The organism is Methyloversatilis sp. RAC08 (genome assembly GCF_001713355.1).
Taxonomy (GTDB): Bacteria; Pseudomonadota; Gammaproteobacteria; order Burkholderiales; family Rhodocyclaceae; genus Methyloversatilis.
In genome coordinates this window covers 1485674-1500248 of record NZ_CP016448.1, presented here as the reverse complement: position 1 = coordinate 1500248, position 14575 = coordinate 1485674, and the positions used below count along the sequence as shown (strand labels likewise).

Here is a 14575-nt window from a genome sequence, read left to right as displayed (position 1 = left end):
TATTGTTCGGCGATGCCGATCCACTAAAATCGGGCGGTTTTCCCACCCATGCCATGGCTGCGCGCCGGAGGTTTTCATGAAGATCATATTGACCGGCCTCCATGAGGACGCCGACATGGAAAAACTGCGCGAGCGCATGTCGCATTTCGGTCCGGTGCTCGACATTCAGGCGGTACGCGACGGTGATCCGGACAAGCCCTGGTTCGTCGTCAACATGGATATCGATGTAGCGGAAGCGACCAAGGTCGCGCGGCGCATCGATGGCATCTATTACAACGACCGCTTTCTGCACGCGCGCGTCATGTTTCATGGCTGATCGCCGCTGTCCGGAGGCCGTCGCAGCGCTCGTTGACCTCAGCCGGCTGCCGGGCGCCTGGTCATGTGCGGTGCTGTTGCTGTTGCTGACCGGTTGTGGAAAGCCGGAAACGTCGCCGGTCGCGGCGGATATCGTGCGTCCGGCGCTCATTCGCGAGGTGGGTACGGCAGACAACGGCGCGAAGTTGCGCTTTCCCGGCCGGGTCCGCGCGGAGCGACGTGCCGAACTGTCGTTCAGCGTTCCCGGCTTCGTGACCGAATTCGCATTGAACGAGGGTAGCCGGGTCAAGGTGGGGCAGATCGTTGCGCGCCTGGAGGACGGGGTGTTCAAGGCCCAGCTGAATGCCGCGCAGTCCGAGTTCGAGCGCGCGAAGACCGATCTCGAACGCTACCAGCGGCTGTGGGAATCCGAACTCGCCGTCGCCCGTTCGGAAGTGGATGACCGGCGCGCCCGGCTTGAAGTGGCGCGTACCCAGCTCGCCACCGCGCAGCAGAATCTGGACGATGCGGTCATCAGGGCGCCCTTCGACGGGGTGATCACGCGCAGGCGGCTGGAAGCGTTCGCCAATGTACAGGCCAATCAGCCGATCGCAGATCTGCAGGATCTGCGCGCGCTGGAGATCGTGATCAACGTGCCCGAACGCATCGTGCGAAACGAATACGCCCAGGATGTCGGTCAGGCGGTGTTCGAGGGGCAGGATGCACTTTCGGTGCCACTTCGCCTGAAGTCATATGCCGCCGAGGCGGACCCACAGACGCAGACCTACGAGATCGTGCTCGCCCTCGGTTCTCCGCCGGGCGGGCTGAAGCTGCTGCCGGGCATGTCGGCGACCGTCATACCCTTTGCCGGCACGGTGAAGTCGTCCGATGCGCCGCTGGTCGTGCCGCTCACGGCCATCGCCGCCGACGCGACGGGCGACCGGTCCGTCTGGGTCGTCGGCGCCGGCGGACAGGTTGCGCGTCGTACCGTGCGGACCGCAGACGTTCGCGGCAGCGATGTCGTGATCACGTCCGGTCTCCAACCCGGCGAGCGCGTCGTGGTCGCCGGCGTGAGCGCGCTGCGCGAGGACATGAAGGTGCGCCCGCTCGATGAACGCTGAGACGTGCGCGCGATGAATCCCGCCGAGTACACGCTGCGCAATGCGGTCATCGCATGGGTGGTGACGGTCCTGCTGCTGATCGGTGGCTACCTGGCCTATGAACGCCTTGGCCGCTTCGAGGATCCGGAGTTCGTGATCCGTCAGGCCGTCATCGTCACCGCTTACCCGGGTGCCTCGCCGGCGCAGGTGGCCGAGGAGGTCACTGACCTGATCGAAGGCGCTGTGCAGCAGATGCAGGAGGTGGAAGAGGTCATTTCGGTGTCCCGTGCCGGCGAATCGCTGGTCAAGGTCGAAGCGAAGCTGGCCTTTTCGCATTCCCAGGCCGAGCTCGATCAGGTGTGGGACAAGCTGCGCAGCAAGGTTTCCTCGGTGTCCCGTTCCTTGCCGCCGGGCGCAGCCCAGCCGGTCGTGAATGGCGACTTCGGCGACGTTTTCGCGCTCTTCTACGCCGTGACCGGCGACGGCTACACGCCCCGTCAGCTCTATGACTACGCGGACTTCCTGCGTCGCGAGCTGGTGCTGGTGCCGGGCGTTGCGAAAGTTGCGCTGTTGGGCGAACGCCCGGAGGCGATCTTCGTCGAGATATCCCGTGCGCGCGCCGCGCAGCTCGGCGTGCCGCTTGAAAAAGTGCATGCGACGCTGCGGGCGCAGAACGTGATCAGTCCGGCGGGCAACGTGCTCGCCGGCGATCTGCGACTGCAGATCAACCCCGACGCGACGGTCGAGTCGGTGGATGCGCTGAAGCATCTGGTGGTCGCCGGTGATTCGTCGAGCGGCCTCGTGCGCTTGCTCGACATCGCGGACATCCGGCGCGAGTACCTCACGCCCCCTGCGGCGCTCGTGCGCCACGAAGGACAACCGGCCATCGGGCTGGGCGTATCCAACGTCCTGGGCGGCAACGTGGTCGAGATGGGCGACGCGGTGAAGCGTCGGCTGGCCGGGCTGGAAAATCAGCGACCGGTAGGCATGGAGCTCAGCGCGATATCGATCCAGTCGGACTCGGTGCGCGCCGCAGTGGATGGCTTCGTTGCGAATCTGGTTGCTGCCGTCGCCATCGTCGTTGTAGTGCTGCTGTTCTTCATGGGTGTGCGCAGCGGTCTGATCATCGGCGCCATATTGGTACTGACCGTGGCTGGCACGCTGATCGCCATGCTGATGGACGGGATCGCGATGCAGCGCATTTCACTCGGTGCGCTGATCATCGCGCTCGGCATGCTGGTCGACAACGCCATCGTGGTTACCGACGGCATCCTGGTGCGCATGCAGCGGGGCGAAGCCGCGCTTGCGGCAGCAACGGCCGTCGTGAAGGCGACGGTCTGGCCGCTGCTCGGCGGCACCGTGGTCGGCATCCTCGCCTTCAGCGCCATCGGCCTGTCGCCGACCGACATGGGCGAATACGCCGGTTCGCTGTTCTGGGTGATCCTGTACTCGATGATGCTGTCGTGGTTGTTCGCCATCACGCTCACTCCGCTGTTCTGCGTCGCCCTGCTAAAGGTGAACGATCAGCCCGTCCCGGTTCGTGACGGTCGCGTCATGACGGCCTATCGGCGGCTGCTGCGCAAGGCGCTCGCGTACCGGCGCAGCAGCGGTGCGCTGCTCGTCGCCCTGCTGGCGGCCGGTGTCGTCGCCTTCGGTTTCGTGCCGCCGGGCTTCATGCCGGACTCCGCCCGGCCGCAGTTCGTCATTGACCTCTATCTGCCCCAGGGCACCGATATCGACGCCACGGCACGCGTGGTCGCCGAGGTCGAGCGGAAGGTGAAGACAAAGCCGGGTGTGAGCCGGGTGACCAGTTTCATTGGGCGCGGCGGCCTGCGCTTCATGCTCACCTACAGTCCGGAAGACCCCAACCCGGCTTACGGCCAGGTGCTGGTCGACGTCGAACGCTTCGAGGACATCGCAGGACTTATCGCGGCACTTCAGCCGGAATTGGGGCTGACCTTCCCGCACGTTGACGTCAAGGTGTGGAAATTCATGCTGGGCCGTGGCGGCGGAAAGAAGATCGAAGCCGCCTTCCGCGGTCCGGATCCGCAGGTGCTTCGTCGGCTGGCCGACGAGGCGAAGGCGGTCATGGCGAAAGATCCGGAGGCGCTGGCAATCCAGGACGACTGGCGTCAGCAGGTCCCGGTGGTGGCGCCGCGCTTTTCGGTCGAAGCGGCGCAGCGCGCCGGCGTACTGCCGTCCGATATCGCCGGCGCGCTCGAATACAACTATGTCGGTCAACAGATCGGCGTCTACCGCGAGCGCGAAAAACTCATCCCCATCGTCGCCCGCGCCCCTGCAGCGGAGCGCGAAGGCGTGGAGGATCTGCGCAGCGTGCAGGTGTTCAGCCCGACGGCGGGGCGCTTCGTGCCGGTCGAACAATTCATCGAAGGCACGGAGACGCGCTGGGAAAACGCCATCATCCGGCGCGAGAACCGTTTCCCGATGATCAAGGCGCAGTGCGATCCGCCGGCGGGGCAGTTGTCGGCGCCGCTGTTCGAGCGCCTGCGTCCGCAGATCGAGGCGATCGCGCTGCCGCCCGGCTACGCGCTTGAGTGGCACGGCGAGCACAAGGCTTCGACCGAAGCGAACGAAGGCCTTGCCACGGCGGCGCCCTATGGTTTCGTCGCCATGGTGCTGGCCGTCATCGTCATGTTCAATGCGTTCCGCCAGACGGCGGTCATCTGGCTCACCGTGCCGCTGGCGGTGCTCGGCGTGGCGATCGGGCTGCTGCTTTTCCAGGCGCCGTTCGAATTCATGGCCATCCTCGGTTTCCTGAGTCTCACCGGCATGCTGATCAAGAACGCCATCGTGCTCGTGGATCAGATCGATACCGAAATCCGGGATGGCAAGCCGCGCCATGAGGCCGTGCTCGATGCGTCCGCAAGCCGCGCCAGACCGGTCTTCCTCGGTGCCGCGACCACAGTGCTGGGCGTGGCGCCTCTGCTGGTTGACCCGTTCTTCCGCAGCATGGCCGTGACGATCATGTTCGGCCTGATCTTCGCGACGCTGCTGACCCTCGTGGTGGTACCGCTGCTGTACGCCACGTTCTTCGGCATACACGCCGACGAAGCCGGGCACGGAGCATGAGGGCGGGCGCCGCACGGGTTCTCGGGCTCGTCGCGTGGACGCTGGTGCTGGCGGCCTGCCAGCCGGCGTCCCATGTGCGGCCCGAGCCGGTGGTTCCCGCGCACTGGCCGCAGCACCCGGGCATTGCGCAACCTTCATCAGGCGGCGCCGTCAGCCTCGCCGCCCAGCCGTGGGCGCAGGTGTTTCCGGTGCCGGAATTGAGTGCGCTGGTCGATGAAGCGCTCGCGGGCAGCAGCGACCTGCGCATTGCGGTCGAACGCATCGAGCTGGCGCGGGCCCAGTTCGGCTTGCAGCGTTCGGCGCAGTTTCCATCGATCGGCATCGGTGCGTCAGCGGCGCGCGAGCGGATGCCCGGCGTGCATCCGCGCAACAATCGGGTCGGTGAGTACGGGGCCTTGTCACTGACCATGCCGGCGTGGGAGATCGACCTGTGGGGCAAGCTTGCCGACCGCAGCGAAGCTGCGCGGCGCCAGCTGCTGGCCACCGACGCGGCGTCGCAGGTCGTGCGCATCAGCCTGGTGGCACAGGTATCGGCGCTCTACCTTGACCTGCTGGATCTCGATAATCAGCTCGAAATCAGTCGGCGCACGCTGGACACGCGGCGCCACGCGCTGCGCCTGACCCGCGCACGTTTCGACGAGGGCATTTCGTCCATCATCGACGTGCGTCAGGCCGAGTCCCTGCTTGCGGTGTCCGAGGAGGCGATTGCCGATCAGCACAGACGCCGCGCCCAGTCGGAGAATGCACTTTCCGTGCTGATCGGACGCAATCCGGGGCCGGTCGCGCGCAGCGTGCGGCTCGAGGACCTCATGCTGCCCTTCGACGTCACGGCGGGCCTGCCGTCCGAACTGCTCGTGCGCCGCCCCGACATCCTGGCGGCCGAAGAGAGCCTGCGCAGCGCCAGCGCCAGCGTTGACGCCGCGCGCAAGGCTTTCCTGCCCAGTCTGTCGTTGACCACGATGCTTGGCTTCGCCAGTCCCGAGCTCGGGCAGTTGTTCGACAGCGGACGTTTTGCGTGGTCGATTCAGCCCGCCATCGGCCTGCCGTTGTTCACGGCGGGCAGGCTGCAGGCAGGTGTGAACCAGGCTGAGGCCCAGCAACGCATCCTGGTCGAGCAATACAAGGCAACAGTGCGCCAGGCCTTCCGCGAAGTCAGTGACGCGCTGGTCGCCTTCGAACAGAGGAAACTGCAGCAAGAGGCGACGCAGCGCATCGTGCTGGCTGATCGCGAACGACTGCGGGTTACCAATGTGCGCTATCTGTCGGGTATTGCCAGCTACTTCGAGGTACTCGACGCCGAACGTCAGTCGTTCGACAGCGAACTGGCGCTGTCGCAGGCGGCGCGGGCGACGCATCAGGCTGTCGTGCAGCTTTACCTTGCGTTGGGCGGCGGCTGGTCCCGGCCGGCCGGCTGAAAAATTCCCTGCGCCGCGCGGTCTGCGACGGCAATTCATGCTTCAGTCCGCATTGGCGGGGCGTGCCGATCCTGCTTGACTTCCGTTCCGAGGCCGCCCGAGGGCGTCGGACGTACGGTCGCAAGTAGAATCCGTAACATTCCGGTGACGCTTCTTGTCTCATCCGCACGCCCACGGCACCATCCCGAAGACCCCGTTTACACTGAACATCACCGAATCATGGCAACACGCGGCCTGCTTTTCATCGTCAGCGCCCCTTCTGGCGCCGGCAAGACCACCCTGGTGCGCGGTCTGCTCGAACGCGACCCGCAGATTCAGCTGTCGATCTCGCACACGACGCGCGCAGCGCGCCCGGGCGAAGTCGACGGCGTGGCCTATCATTTCGTGTCCGCCGCCGTTTTCGACGCCATGCGCGCGGCGGGCGACTTTCTCGAATGGGCGCAGGTGCATGGCAATTGCTACGGAACGTCGCGCCGCTGGCTCGACGAACAGCTGTCGGCCGGCCGTGATGTGCTGCTGGAAATCGACTGGCAGGGCGCACAGCAGGTGCGCACGCTGTTTCCCGAGGCAGTCGGCATCTTCATCCTGCCGCCGTCGCTGGACGCCCTGTCCGCGCGGCTGAACGGGCGCGGACAGGACGCGGCCGACGTCATCGAGCGGCGGCTGGCCGCGGCACGCGACGAGATACGTCATCTTCGCGAATTCGATTTCGTTATAATCAATGACATACTGAGTCAAGCTCAAGCTGAGCTGGTGTCCGTCGTGCAGGCCGCGCGCCTGCTGACGACCAGCCAGATGGCGCGGCATCCTGAAACATTCAAATCACTGGGCATCGACTGAACATGGCACGCATCACTGTTGAAGACTGTCTCAAGCGCATCCCCAACCGTTTCCAGCTGACGCTGGCCGCCACCGTACGTGCGCGTCAGCTCGCTGCCGGCAGCACGCCGCAGGTCGAAGCCGAGAATGACAAGCCCACCGTGGTTGCGCTGCGCGAGATCGCCGCCGGCAAGTTCGGCGTCGAAATACTGAACCGGGGCCAGGTCTGATGCGACCGGGCCTCAGGCTCTGAACTGAACCATGCGGCCGGTGGACGACATACTCATGCCCAACCCGGTCACACACCCTTCGCCTGAACCATCCGTTGTCGCCCTCGGTCTGGCCGACAACGATCCCCACGCGGGCAATCCCGCCGGTCCGCACGGCGGCGATTTCGATCGCCTGATCGCATCCATTTCCGCCTACCTGCGGGAAGAGGATGTGCAGCGCGTGCGCGACGCCTACGCGCTGTCGGCCAGCGCGCACGCCGGCCAGTTCCGGATGAGTGGCGAGCCTTACGTGTCGCATCCGGTCGCGGTGGCGGAAATCCTCGCCGGCTGGCAGCTCGACAGTCAGGCGCTGTGCGCCGCGCTGCTGCACGACGTGATGGAAGACACCGACATCACGAAGGAGGAGATCGCCGAACGCTTCGGCAAGGTGGTCGCCGAACTGGTCGATGGTGTTTCCAAGCTCGACAAGATCGAGTTCCAGTCCAAGGAAGACGCGCAGGCGGAAAACTTCCGCAAGATGCTGATGGCCATGGCGCGCGATGTGCGCGTCATCCTGATCAAGCTGGCGGACCGCACGCACAACATGCGCACACTCGGCTGTGTGCGGCAGGACAAGCAACGGCGCATCGCGCGCGAGACACTCGAGATTCACGCGCCGATCGCCAACCGGCTCGGCCTGCATGCGGTATATCGCGAATTGCAGGATCTGGCTTTCCAGGCCATGTACCCGCTGCGCTACCGGGTGCTGGACCGCGCGATGAAGGCGGCGCGCGGCAACCGGCGCGAAGTGGTCGGCAAGATCACCGACGCCATCCGTACCCGGCTGCCCGAGCGCGGGCTCGAAGCCGACGTGTTCGGGCGCGAGAAGAGCCTGTATTCGATCTTCCGCAAGATGCGCGACAAGCACCTGACGTTTTCGCAGGTGCTCGACATCTACGGCTTCCGCGTCGTCGTGCCGGACGTGGCCGCCTGTTACCTGACGCTGGGCGCGCTGCACGCGCTGTACAAGCCGGTACCGGGCAAGTTCAAGGACTACATCGCGATTCCGAAGGCCAATGGCTACCAGTCGCTGCACACCACGCTGATCGGTCCGTTCGGCACCCCGGTCGAAGTGCAGATCCGCACCTCGGAAATGCACCAGATCGCGCAGAACGGCGTGGCGTCGCACTGGCTGTACAAGGACAGCGAACAGTCGCTGGATGATCTGCAGGCCAACACGCACCGCTGGCTGCAGTCGCTGCTTGAACTGCAGAGCTCGGCGCCCGATTCGGCCGAATTCCTCGAACACGTCAAGATCGACCTGTTTCCGGGCGAGGTCTACGTGTTCACGCCCAAGGGCAAGATCATGTCGCTGCCACGCGGTGCGACCGCGGTCGACTTCGCCTACGCGGTGCATACCGATGTCGGCCACTGCTGCGTGGCCTGTCGCATCAATCACGAACTGATGCCGCTGCGCAGCGAACTGAACAGCGGCGATCAGGTGGACATCATCACTGCGACGCATCCGAATCCGAATCCGGCCTGGCTGGGCTACGTGAAGACCGGCAAGGCGCGTGCGCAGATCCGCCACTTCCTGAAGAACATGCAGGTCGAGGAATCGGCCCAGCTCGGCGAACGGCTGCTGACCCAGGCGCTGCGCCAGTTCGGCGTCACGCCGGACGAAATCAGCGATGTGTCGTGGACACACTGGCTTGAAACGGCCGATATCCGCAACCGCAAGGACGCGCTCGCCGACATCGGTCAGGGCAAGAGCTCGGCCACCTTTGTCGCGCGCAGCCTGCTCGAGCTGCAGACCGCACGCGAGGCAGGCAGCGGCATCGAGGTGCCTGAAAGCGCGCTGCTGATCCGTGGCTCCGAAGGCATGGCGGTGCAGATCGCGCGCTGCTGCCAGCCGATTCCGGGCGACCCCATCGTCGGCCAGATGCGCAAGGGGTCGGGCCTGATGATTCATGCGCACGACTGCCCGACACTGCGGCGCAACCGCAAGGAAGGCGACCAGTGGGTCGATGTCGAGTGGGAGCGCGACACCAGTCGCGTGTTCGAAGTCGGCATCCGCGTCGTGTCGGCGAATCGTCCGGGCGTACTGGCCAAGGTGGCGTTCGAGATCGCCGAGTGCGGCGCCAACATCCAGAATGTCGGAATGGAAGAAGATGGCAGTCTGTACACGCAGATTCATTTCACGCTGCAGGTGAGTGATCGCGTGCATCTGGCGCGCATCATGAAAGGTTTGCGTCGCGTACCGGAAGTGGTGCGCATCAACAGGGTGCGTGCCGGCAGTGAAAAGGCCGAAGAAGGCCGCCGGGGCGCTCAGCAGTAATCATCGAAGTTTCTGTCTGGAGTCTGAAGTGGCTGATTACGAATCGGATCACACGCGTTTCATGCGTGAGTACCTGGAGAAGAACCCGGAGCAGGTTGAAGAGCAGCGCAAGGGACGCGCGCTGTGGTGGGACAAGCCGCAGGATCTGGAAAGCCAGCGTCGTTTCAACGAAGCCGGGGTGCCGCAGAAGGCCTATCCGTATCAGGCTGACCTGACGCCGGGCGAGTCACACTGAATCCGGCACCGGGTTCGCCGCTGCGCACATTCGTATTCCGCCGATGAGCCTGCTCGCCACGCCGCTGGCCGTCGTCGATCTGGAAACGACAGGCGGCGACCCGGCGCTTGATCGCATCACCGAGGTCGGCATCGTGCTGGTGGACGGGGATCGTCGCGTCGAATGGTCCAGCCTGGTCAATCCCGGCATCCCGATTCCCGGCAACATCCAGCGTTTCACCGGCATCACCGACGAAATGGTGCGCCGCGCCCCGAGCTTTGCCGACCTCGCGCAGCAGGTGTCCGCGCTGCTGAGTGACCGTCTGTTCGTGGCCCACAACGCGCGCTTCGACCATGGCTTCCTGCGCAACGAATTCGCCCGTTTGTCGCTGACCTTCGCGCCGCGTGTGCTGTGCTCGGTCAAGCTGTCGCGCGCGCTCTACCCGGGGTATCCGCGGCACGGGCTGGATGCCGTGATGGAGCGGCTCGGGCTGAGCTGCGATGCGCGTCACCGCGCATTGGGCGATGCCCGCGTGGTGTGCGATGTGCTCGATATCGTGAAACGCGACTTTCCGGTTGCGCAGATCGATGCTGCGATCCGCAAGGCCGGGCTGACCGCTTCGCCGGTCCCGGGCTTGGCACCAGGTGCCGTGGGAGACCCGCCGGAGGCGCCGGGTGTGTATCTGTTCTATGGCGCACCCGCAGCGCCTGGCGCGGCCGCAGACCTGTTGCCGGCAGCCGCTGAAACCCCGCTTTTTGTCGGGCGCAGCCGCAATCTGCGAGCGCGTGTGCTGTCCCACTTCAGCGGTCCGCAGAAGGCAGGTCTGGCGGCACGGCTCGCGCGCGAGACGCGGCGCGTCGAATGGACCGAGACCGCCGGCGAACTGGGTGCGCTGCTGCTCGAAGCGAAGCTCGTGAAACAGTTGCAGCCGCCCTACAACAAGCCGCCACGCGCCGCCGGTCCGGCCGTGGCGTTGCACTTGCTGGGTGGTTTGGGCAACGAGGTCGCTGCTGGCGAGGCGGCGCTGGTTGTGGTCGATCTAGACCGCGTCGCGCCGCAGCAGCTGAGCGGTCTGTATGGTCCGTTCCGCTCGCGCCGCGACTGCATGGCGGCGTTGCGCGAAATGGCGACAGCGTGGCAGTTGTGCCCGAAACGCATCGGCCTGCAGGGGCACGAAAGACGCACTGCCGCCTGTGTGAATGTGCAGATCAAGCGCTGCCGCGGCGTGTGCTGCGGGCGCGAGGATGTGCGGCAGCACGATCTGCGGATGATGAGTGCGCTGGACGGCCTGCGGGTACCGGACTGGCCCTGGCCGGGCCGGGTGGTGGTGCGCGAACGACGACCCAGCGCACTGCGTGGCGACCGCCACTGGCTGTCCCATTGGTGCTACCTGGGCAGCGCAGCTGAAGAAGCGAGTGCCTTGCCCGCAGGGGTCGTCGCACGCTTCGACTACGACCACTACCGCATCCTGCGGCGCCACCTGGAGACACTGCCGGTCGAGGCGGTCGAGCCGGCATAGCCCGGTGCCGTTGTCGGTTGGCGCCCGACGACCTCCTGCGCTGTCCAATCGCCTGGCACCGCTGCGCTCAATGCCGTCCGGCGAGCAGCTTGCGCAGTGAGTCGAGCGGCATCGGCCGTGCAAACAGGAAGCCCTGTCCTTCGGCGCAGCCGAGACGGCCCAGCAGTTCGGCCTGGGCATCCAGCTCTATTCCTTCGGCAATGGTGATCATGCGCAGCGACCTGCCCAGCGTGAGCATGGCATCGATCATGGCACGTGCATCGTCGCTTTCAGTGAGGTCGATGATGAAGGAGCGGTCAATCTTTATGCGGTCGATCGGCAAGCCGCGCAGCACGCTGAGCGACGAGTAGCCGGTGCCGAAATCGTCAATGCTGATGGATACGCCAAGCCGCTTCAGGGCATCGAGTATGCCGGCAGTGCGTTCAATGACCTGCAGCGTGGATTCGGTGATTTCCAGTTCCAGCGATGCGGCGGGAAAGCCGGTTTCTGCCAGTACTTCGAGTACCTGGCCGACGAAGTCGTCGTGCAGGAACTGACGTACCGACACATTCACCGCCAGCCGCATCTGCTGGCCCTCGCTGTCCGCCAGGCCGACGATGTCATGGCATGCGCGGCGCAGCACCCACCGTCCCATCGCCTCGATGATGCCGCTTTCCTCCGCCACCGGCACGAAGCGCGACGGCGACACCATGCCCCATTCCGGATGTGGCCAGCGCACCAGCGCTTCCACGCCCACGATGTGACGGTCGCCCAGACGCAGCTGCGGCTGGTAATGCACCTGCAGCGCATCGGCTTCAATGGCGCGCCGCAGACCCTGCTCCATCTGCATGCGTTCATGCGTGCGCTCCGACATGTCCTCTGAAAAGAACTGGTAGCGATTGCGGCCCTGCGACTTGGCGGAATACATCGCGATGTCCGCAGCACGCATCAGTACATTGCGGTCGATCCCGTGGTCAGGGAACACCGCGATGCCGATGCTGGCCGAGATCCGGATCTGCTCCTTGCCCAGTTCGAACGGCTCGTTCAGCGCATCGAGAAGCTTGAGTGCGAGACGGGAAGCTTCTTCCGGCTGGACGCTGCCGGTCAGCACGACGAACTCGTCCCCGCCCAGACGGGCCAGCGTATCGCTGCGGCGCAACGCCGCACGCAGGCGCTGCGCCACAGTGCGCAGAAGGTCGTCGCCGACAGCGTGTCCCAGCGTGTCATTGACGCCCTTGAAGCCGTCCAGATCGAGGAACAGAAGGATGCAGCGATGCTCCAGGCGACGCGCCTGTTCGATCGCCTGTTCGAAGCGGTCGTCGAACAGCAGCCGGTTGGGCAGATCGGTCAGCGCGTCGTGATGTGCGAGATGGTTGAGCTTGGCTTCGATCTGGTGGATGGCCGTGAAGTCCGACAGTGCTGCGACAAAATGGGTGACTTCGCCACTTTCGCTGCGCACCGCACTGATGCTCTCCCACGCGGGAAAACTGTCGCCGGACGCGCGGCGGCACTGCACCTCGCCCTGCCAGTAGCCCGCACCGGCGGAGGCGGCGAGTGCGCTGTAGAAGGCGTCGTCGTGACCTGTGCCGAGTACCTGCTCGGGGTCGAGCGCGATCACGTCGCACTCGGCATGCCCGGTAATGCGGGTGTACGCGGCATTCACCGCAACGATGCGCCGCTGCAGATCGCTGATGACGAAGGCTTCCGCGGCCGTGTGGAACACCACGCTGGACTGGCGCAGGGCCGCTTCGTCGCAACGTCGCTGGGTGACGTCCTGCAGGATGCCGACGAGGCGCCGTTCGCTGTGCGACTCACCATATGCGCGGGCGTGTGCTTCAAGGCTGCATGCGCCGCCATTGCCCGCGGTGCGGAACTCGATGCGCACAGGGTCGCCACGTTCCAGCGCTGAGTCAAGCGCTTCGGTGATGCGCGCCCGGTCGTCCGGATCGATCCGTGACAGAAAGATGTCCCAGTTTTCGTCCAGCGGTACGGGCCGGTCACCGAACAGGCCGCGCAGATGACCATCGCCGTGCAGCCGCATCGAATCGCCCTGCCACTCCAGCACGCCGAGCGAGGCCGCATCCAGCGCCAGCTTGAACAGTTGTTCGCTGCGTTCGACGTGCGCTTCGACTTCACGACGGGCAAGGGCCATCTGTATCGTCGCGTGCAGTTCGCGCGCCTCGCATGGTTTCACCAGATAACCGAACGGCCGGCATTCCATCGCCCGCTTGAGCGTGTCGTCCTCGGCGTAGGCCGTCAGGAACACCACCGGTACCCGGAAGCGGGCCTGTATCTGCAGCGCGGCATCGATGCCGTCGAGAGCGCCGTCCAGATGAATATCCATCAGCACCAGATCGGGCGCCACGTCGGTGACGCGATCGACGGCCTGTTCGCCGCTGGCCAGCACGGCGCCGACTCTGTAGCCGAATGACTGCAGCTGGTTCTTCAGGTCGAACGCGATCACCCGTTCGTCTTCGACCAGCATCAGATTGATCGGAAGCGGGGCGTTCATGGCGTACCTCGTATCGAAAGGGCGGCCGGGAAGGTGATGCGGTAATGGGCGCCGCCCCCGGGCAGTATCTGCAGCTCGCCGTGCAGCTGGTCTATCAGCAGCGGGACCAGCTGAAGCCCGAGCGACTTGACCGCTTCGAAATCGAAATTCTCCGGCAGGCCGACGCCGTCATCGCGCACAGCCAGTGTCAGCCGCTGGCTGTCGCCGGACAACGTGATGGTGATGTCGCCGCGGCGCTGGTCCGGAAAGGCGTGCTTGAACGCGTTGGTGACCAGCTCGTTGACCATCAGTCCGCAGGGGATGGCGCGTTCCAGATCGAGGTACACCGGCTGCTCCGGCCGTTCGAGCTGCAGTTCGACGCCGTTCGAGCCGCTGCGATAGGTGCCGCGCAACAGCTGGGCCAGCCTATCGAGGTAGTCGCCCAGGTCCATGCGCGAGAAGTCCTTGCGCTCGTACAGCAGCTGGTGGGTAAGTGCCATGGCGCGCACGCGGTTCTGGCTCTCGTTCAGGATGTCGCGCACGCGCGAATCGCCGACGTTGTTGGCCTGCAGGTTCAGCAGGCTGCTGATGACCTGGAGATTGTTCTTGACCCGGTGGTGTACCTCGTTGAGCAGCACCGTCTTCTCGAGCAGGGCCTGTTCCAGCACCTGCTGCGCGCGGCGTCGTTCGGTGATGTCGACGATGGACGCCAGCACCATGACGCCATTGCCCGTGTCCATCGGATTGAGACCGATCTCGACCGGGAACTCGCTGCCGTCGGCGCGGCAGGCGAACAGGTCGCGCCCACCACCCATCGGTCGTGGGCTGGGTGATGAAAGGAAGCTGCGGCGGAAGTCGGCGTGATGCGCACGCGTAGCGAAGGGCACCAGCATGTCGACCGAGCATCCTATGAGTTCGGCGCGTGGATAGCCGAACAGCCTCTCCGTCTGTTCATTGACCAGCACGATCATGCCTTGGTCATCGACCAGCACCATTGCACTCGGGGCGTATTCGACTACGCGCCGGAACGCGTCGTCACTCATTTGCGGCATGGCCGCATTCTCGCGCCGCGGTGTGGCGTCGCCCCGAACGTCCATCGGCATTCCT

Annotated in this window: 11 protein-coding genes; 9 read left to right on the top strand and 2 right to left on the bottom strand. The window is 65.2% G+C overall.

The window, feature by feature from the left end; all coding sequences use genetic code 11:
- Positions 1-76: 76 nt before the first annotated feature.
- From BSY238_RS06810 to BSY238_RS06770, 9 genes are all read left to right on the top strand, one after another.
- Entirely contained in the window at positions 77-316 is a 240-nt protein-coding gene (locus BSY238_RS06810; protein WP_069038469.1) for an RNA-binding protein, read from the top strand.
- Positions 309-1415: an efflux RND transporter periplasmic adaptor subunit gene (locus BSY238_RS06805; protein WP_083223947.1), complete on the top strand. Its 1107-nt coding sequence runs from the start codon at positions 309-311 to the stop codon at positions 1413-1415. The genes BSY238_RS06810 and BSY238_RS06805 overlap by 8 nt, the downstream gene beginning before the upstream one ends.
- 12 nt (positions 1416-1427) lie before the next feature.
- Positions 1428-4484 (top strand): efflux RND transporter permease subunit, encoded by a 3057-nt coding sequence (locus BSY238_RS06800; RefSeq protein WP_069038468.1) that lies wholly within the window; start codon positions 1428-1430, stop codon positions 4482-4484.
- Complete coding sequence (locus tag BSY238_RS06795; protein ID WP_069038467.1) at positions 4481-5899, top strand: efflux transporter outer membrane subunit; 1419 nt, start codon at positions 4481-4483, stop codon at positions 5897-5899. The genes BSY238_RS06800 and BSY238_RS06795 overlap by 4 nt, the downstream gene beginning before the upstream one ends.
- Before the next feature lie 219 nt (positions 5900-6118).
- On the top strand, positions 6119-6739 hold the full coding sequence (gmk, locus tag BSY238_RS06790; protein ID WP_069038466.1) for a guanylate kinase: 621 nt from the start codon (positions 6119-6121) through the stop codon (positions 6737-6739).
- Between the two features lie 2 nt (positions 6740-6741).
- On the top strand, positions 6742-6948 hold the full coding sequence (gene rpoZ / locus BSY238_RS06785) for a DNA-directed RNA polymerase subunit omega (protein WP_069038465.1): 207 nt from the start codon (positions 6742-6744) through the stop codon (positions 6946-6948).
- A gap of 55 nt (positions 6949-7003) precedes the next feature.
- Positions 7004-9265: a RelA/SpoT family protein gene (locus BSY238_RS06780; protein WP_069040517.1), complete on the top strand. Its 2262-nt coding sequence runs from the start codon at positions 7004-7006 to the stop codon at positions 9263-9265.
- Positions 9266-9293: 28 nt separating this feature from the next.
- On the top strand, positions 9294-9500 hold the full coding sequence (locus BSY238_RS06775; RefSeq protein WP_069038464.1) for a DUF3460 family protein: 207 nt from the start codon (positions 9294-9296) through the stop codon (positions 9498-9500).
- Between the two features lie 43 nt (positions 9501-9543).
- Positions 9544-10998, top strand: a complete 1455-nt coding sequence (locus BSY238_RS06770) for an exonuclease domain-containing protein (protein WP_069038463.1) — start codon at positions 9544-9546, stop codon at positions 10996-10998.
- A 67-nt stretch (positions 10999-11065) separates the two neighbouring features.
- On the opposite strand, the gene BSY238_RS06765 is transcribed toward BSY238_RS06770, so the two are convergent.
- Both BSY238_RS06765 and BSY238_RS06760 read right to left on the bottom strand, forming a co-directional pair.
- Entirely contained in the window at positions 11066-13489 is a 2424-nt protein-coding gene (locus BSY238_RS06765; RefSeq protein WP_069038462.1) for a two-component system response regulator, read from the bottom strand.
- On the bottom strand, positions 13486-14565 hold the full coding sequence (locus BSY238_RS06760) for a sensor histidine kinase (protein ID WP_223300302.1): 1080 nt from the start codon (positions 14563-14565) through the stop codon (positions 13486-13488). The genes BSY238_RS06765 and BSY238_RS06760 overlap by 4 nt, the downstream gene beginning before the upstream one ends.
- Positions 14566-14575 lie beyond the last annotated feature (10 nt).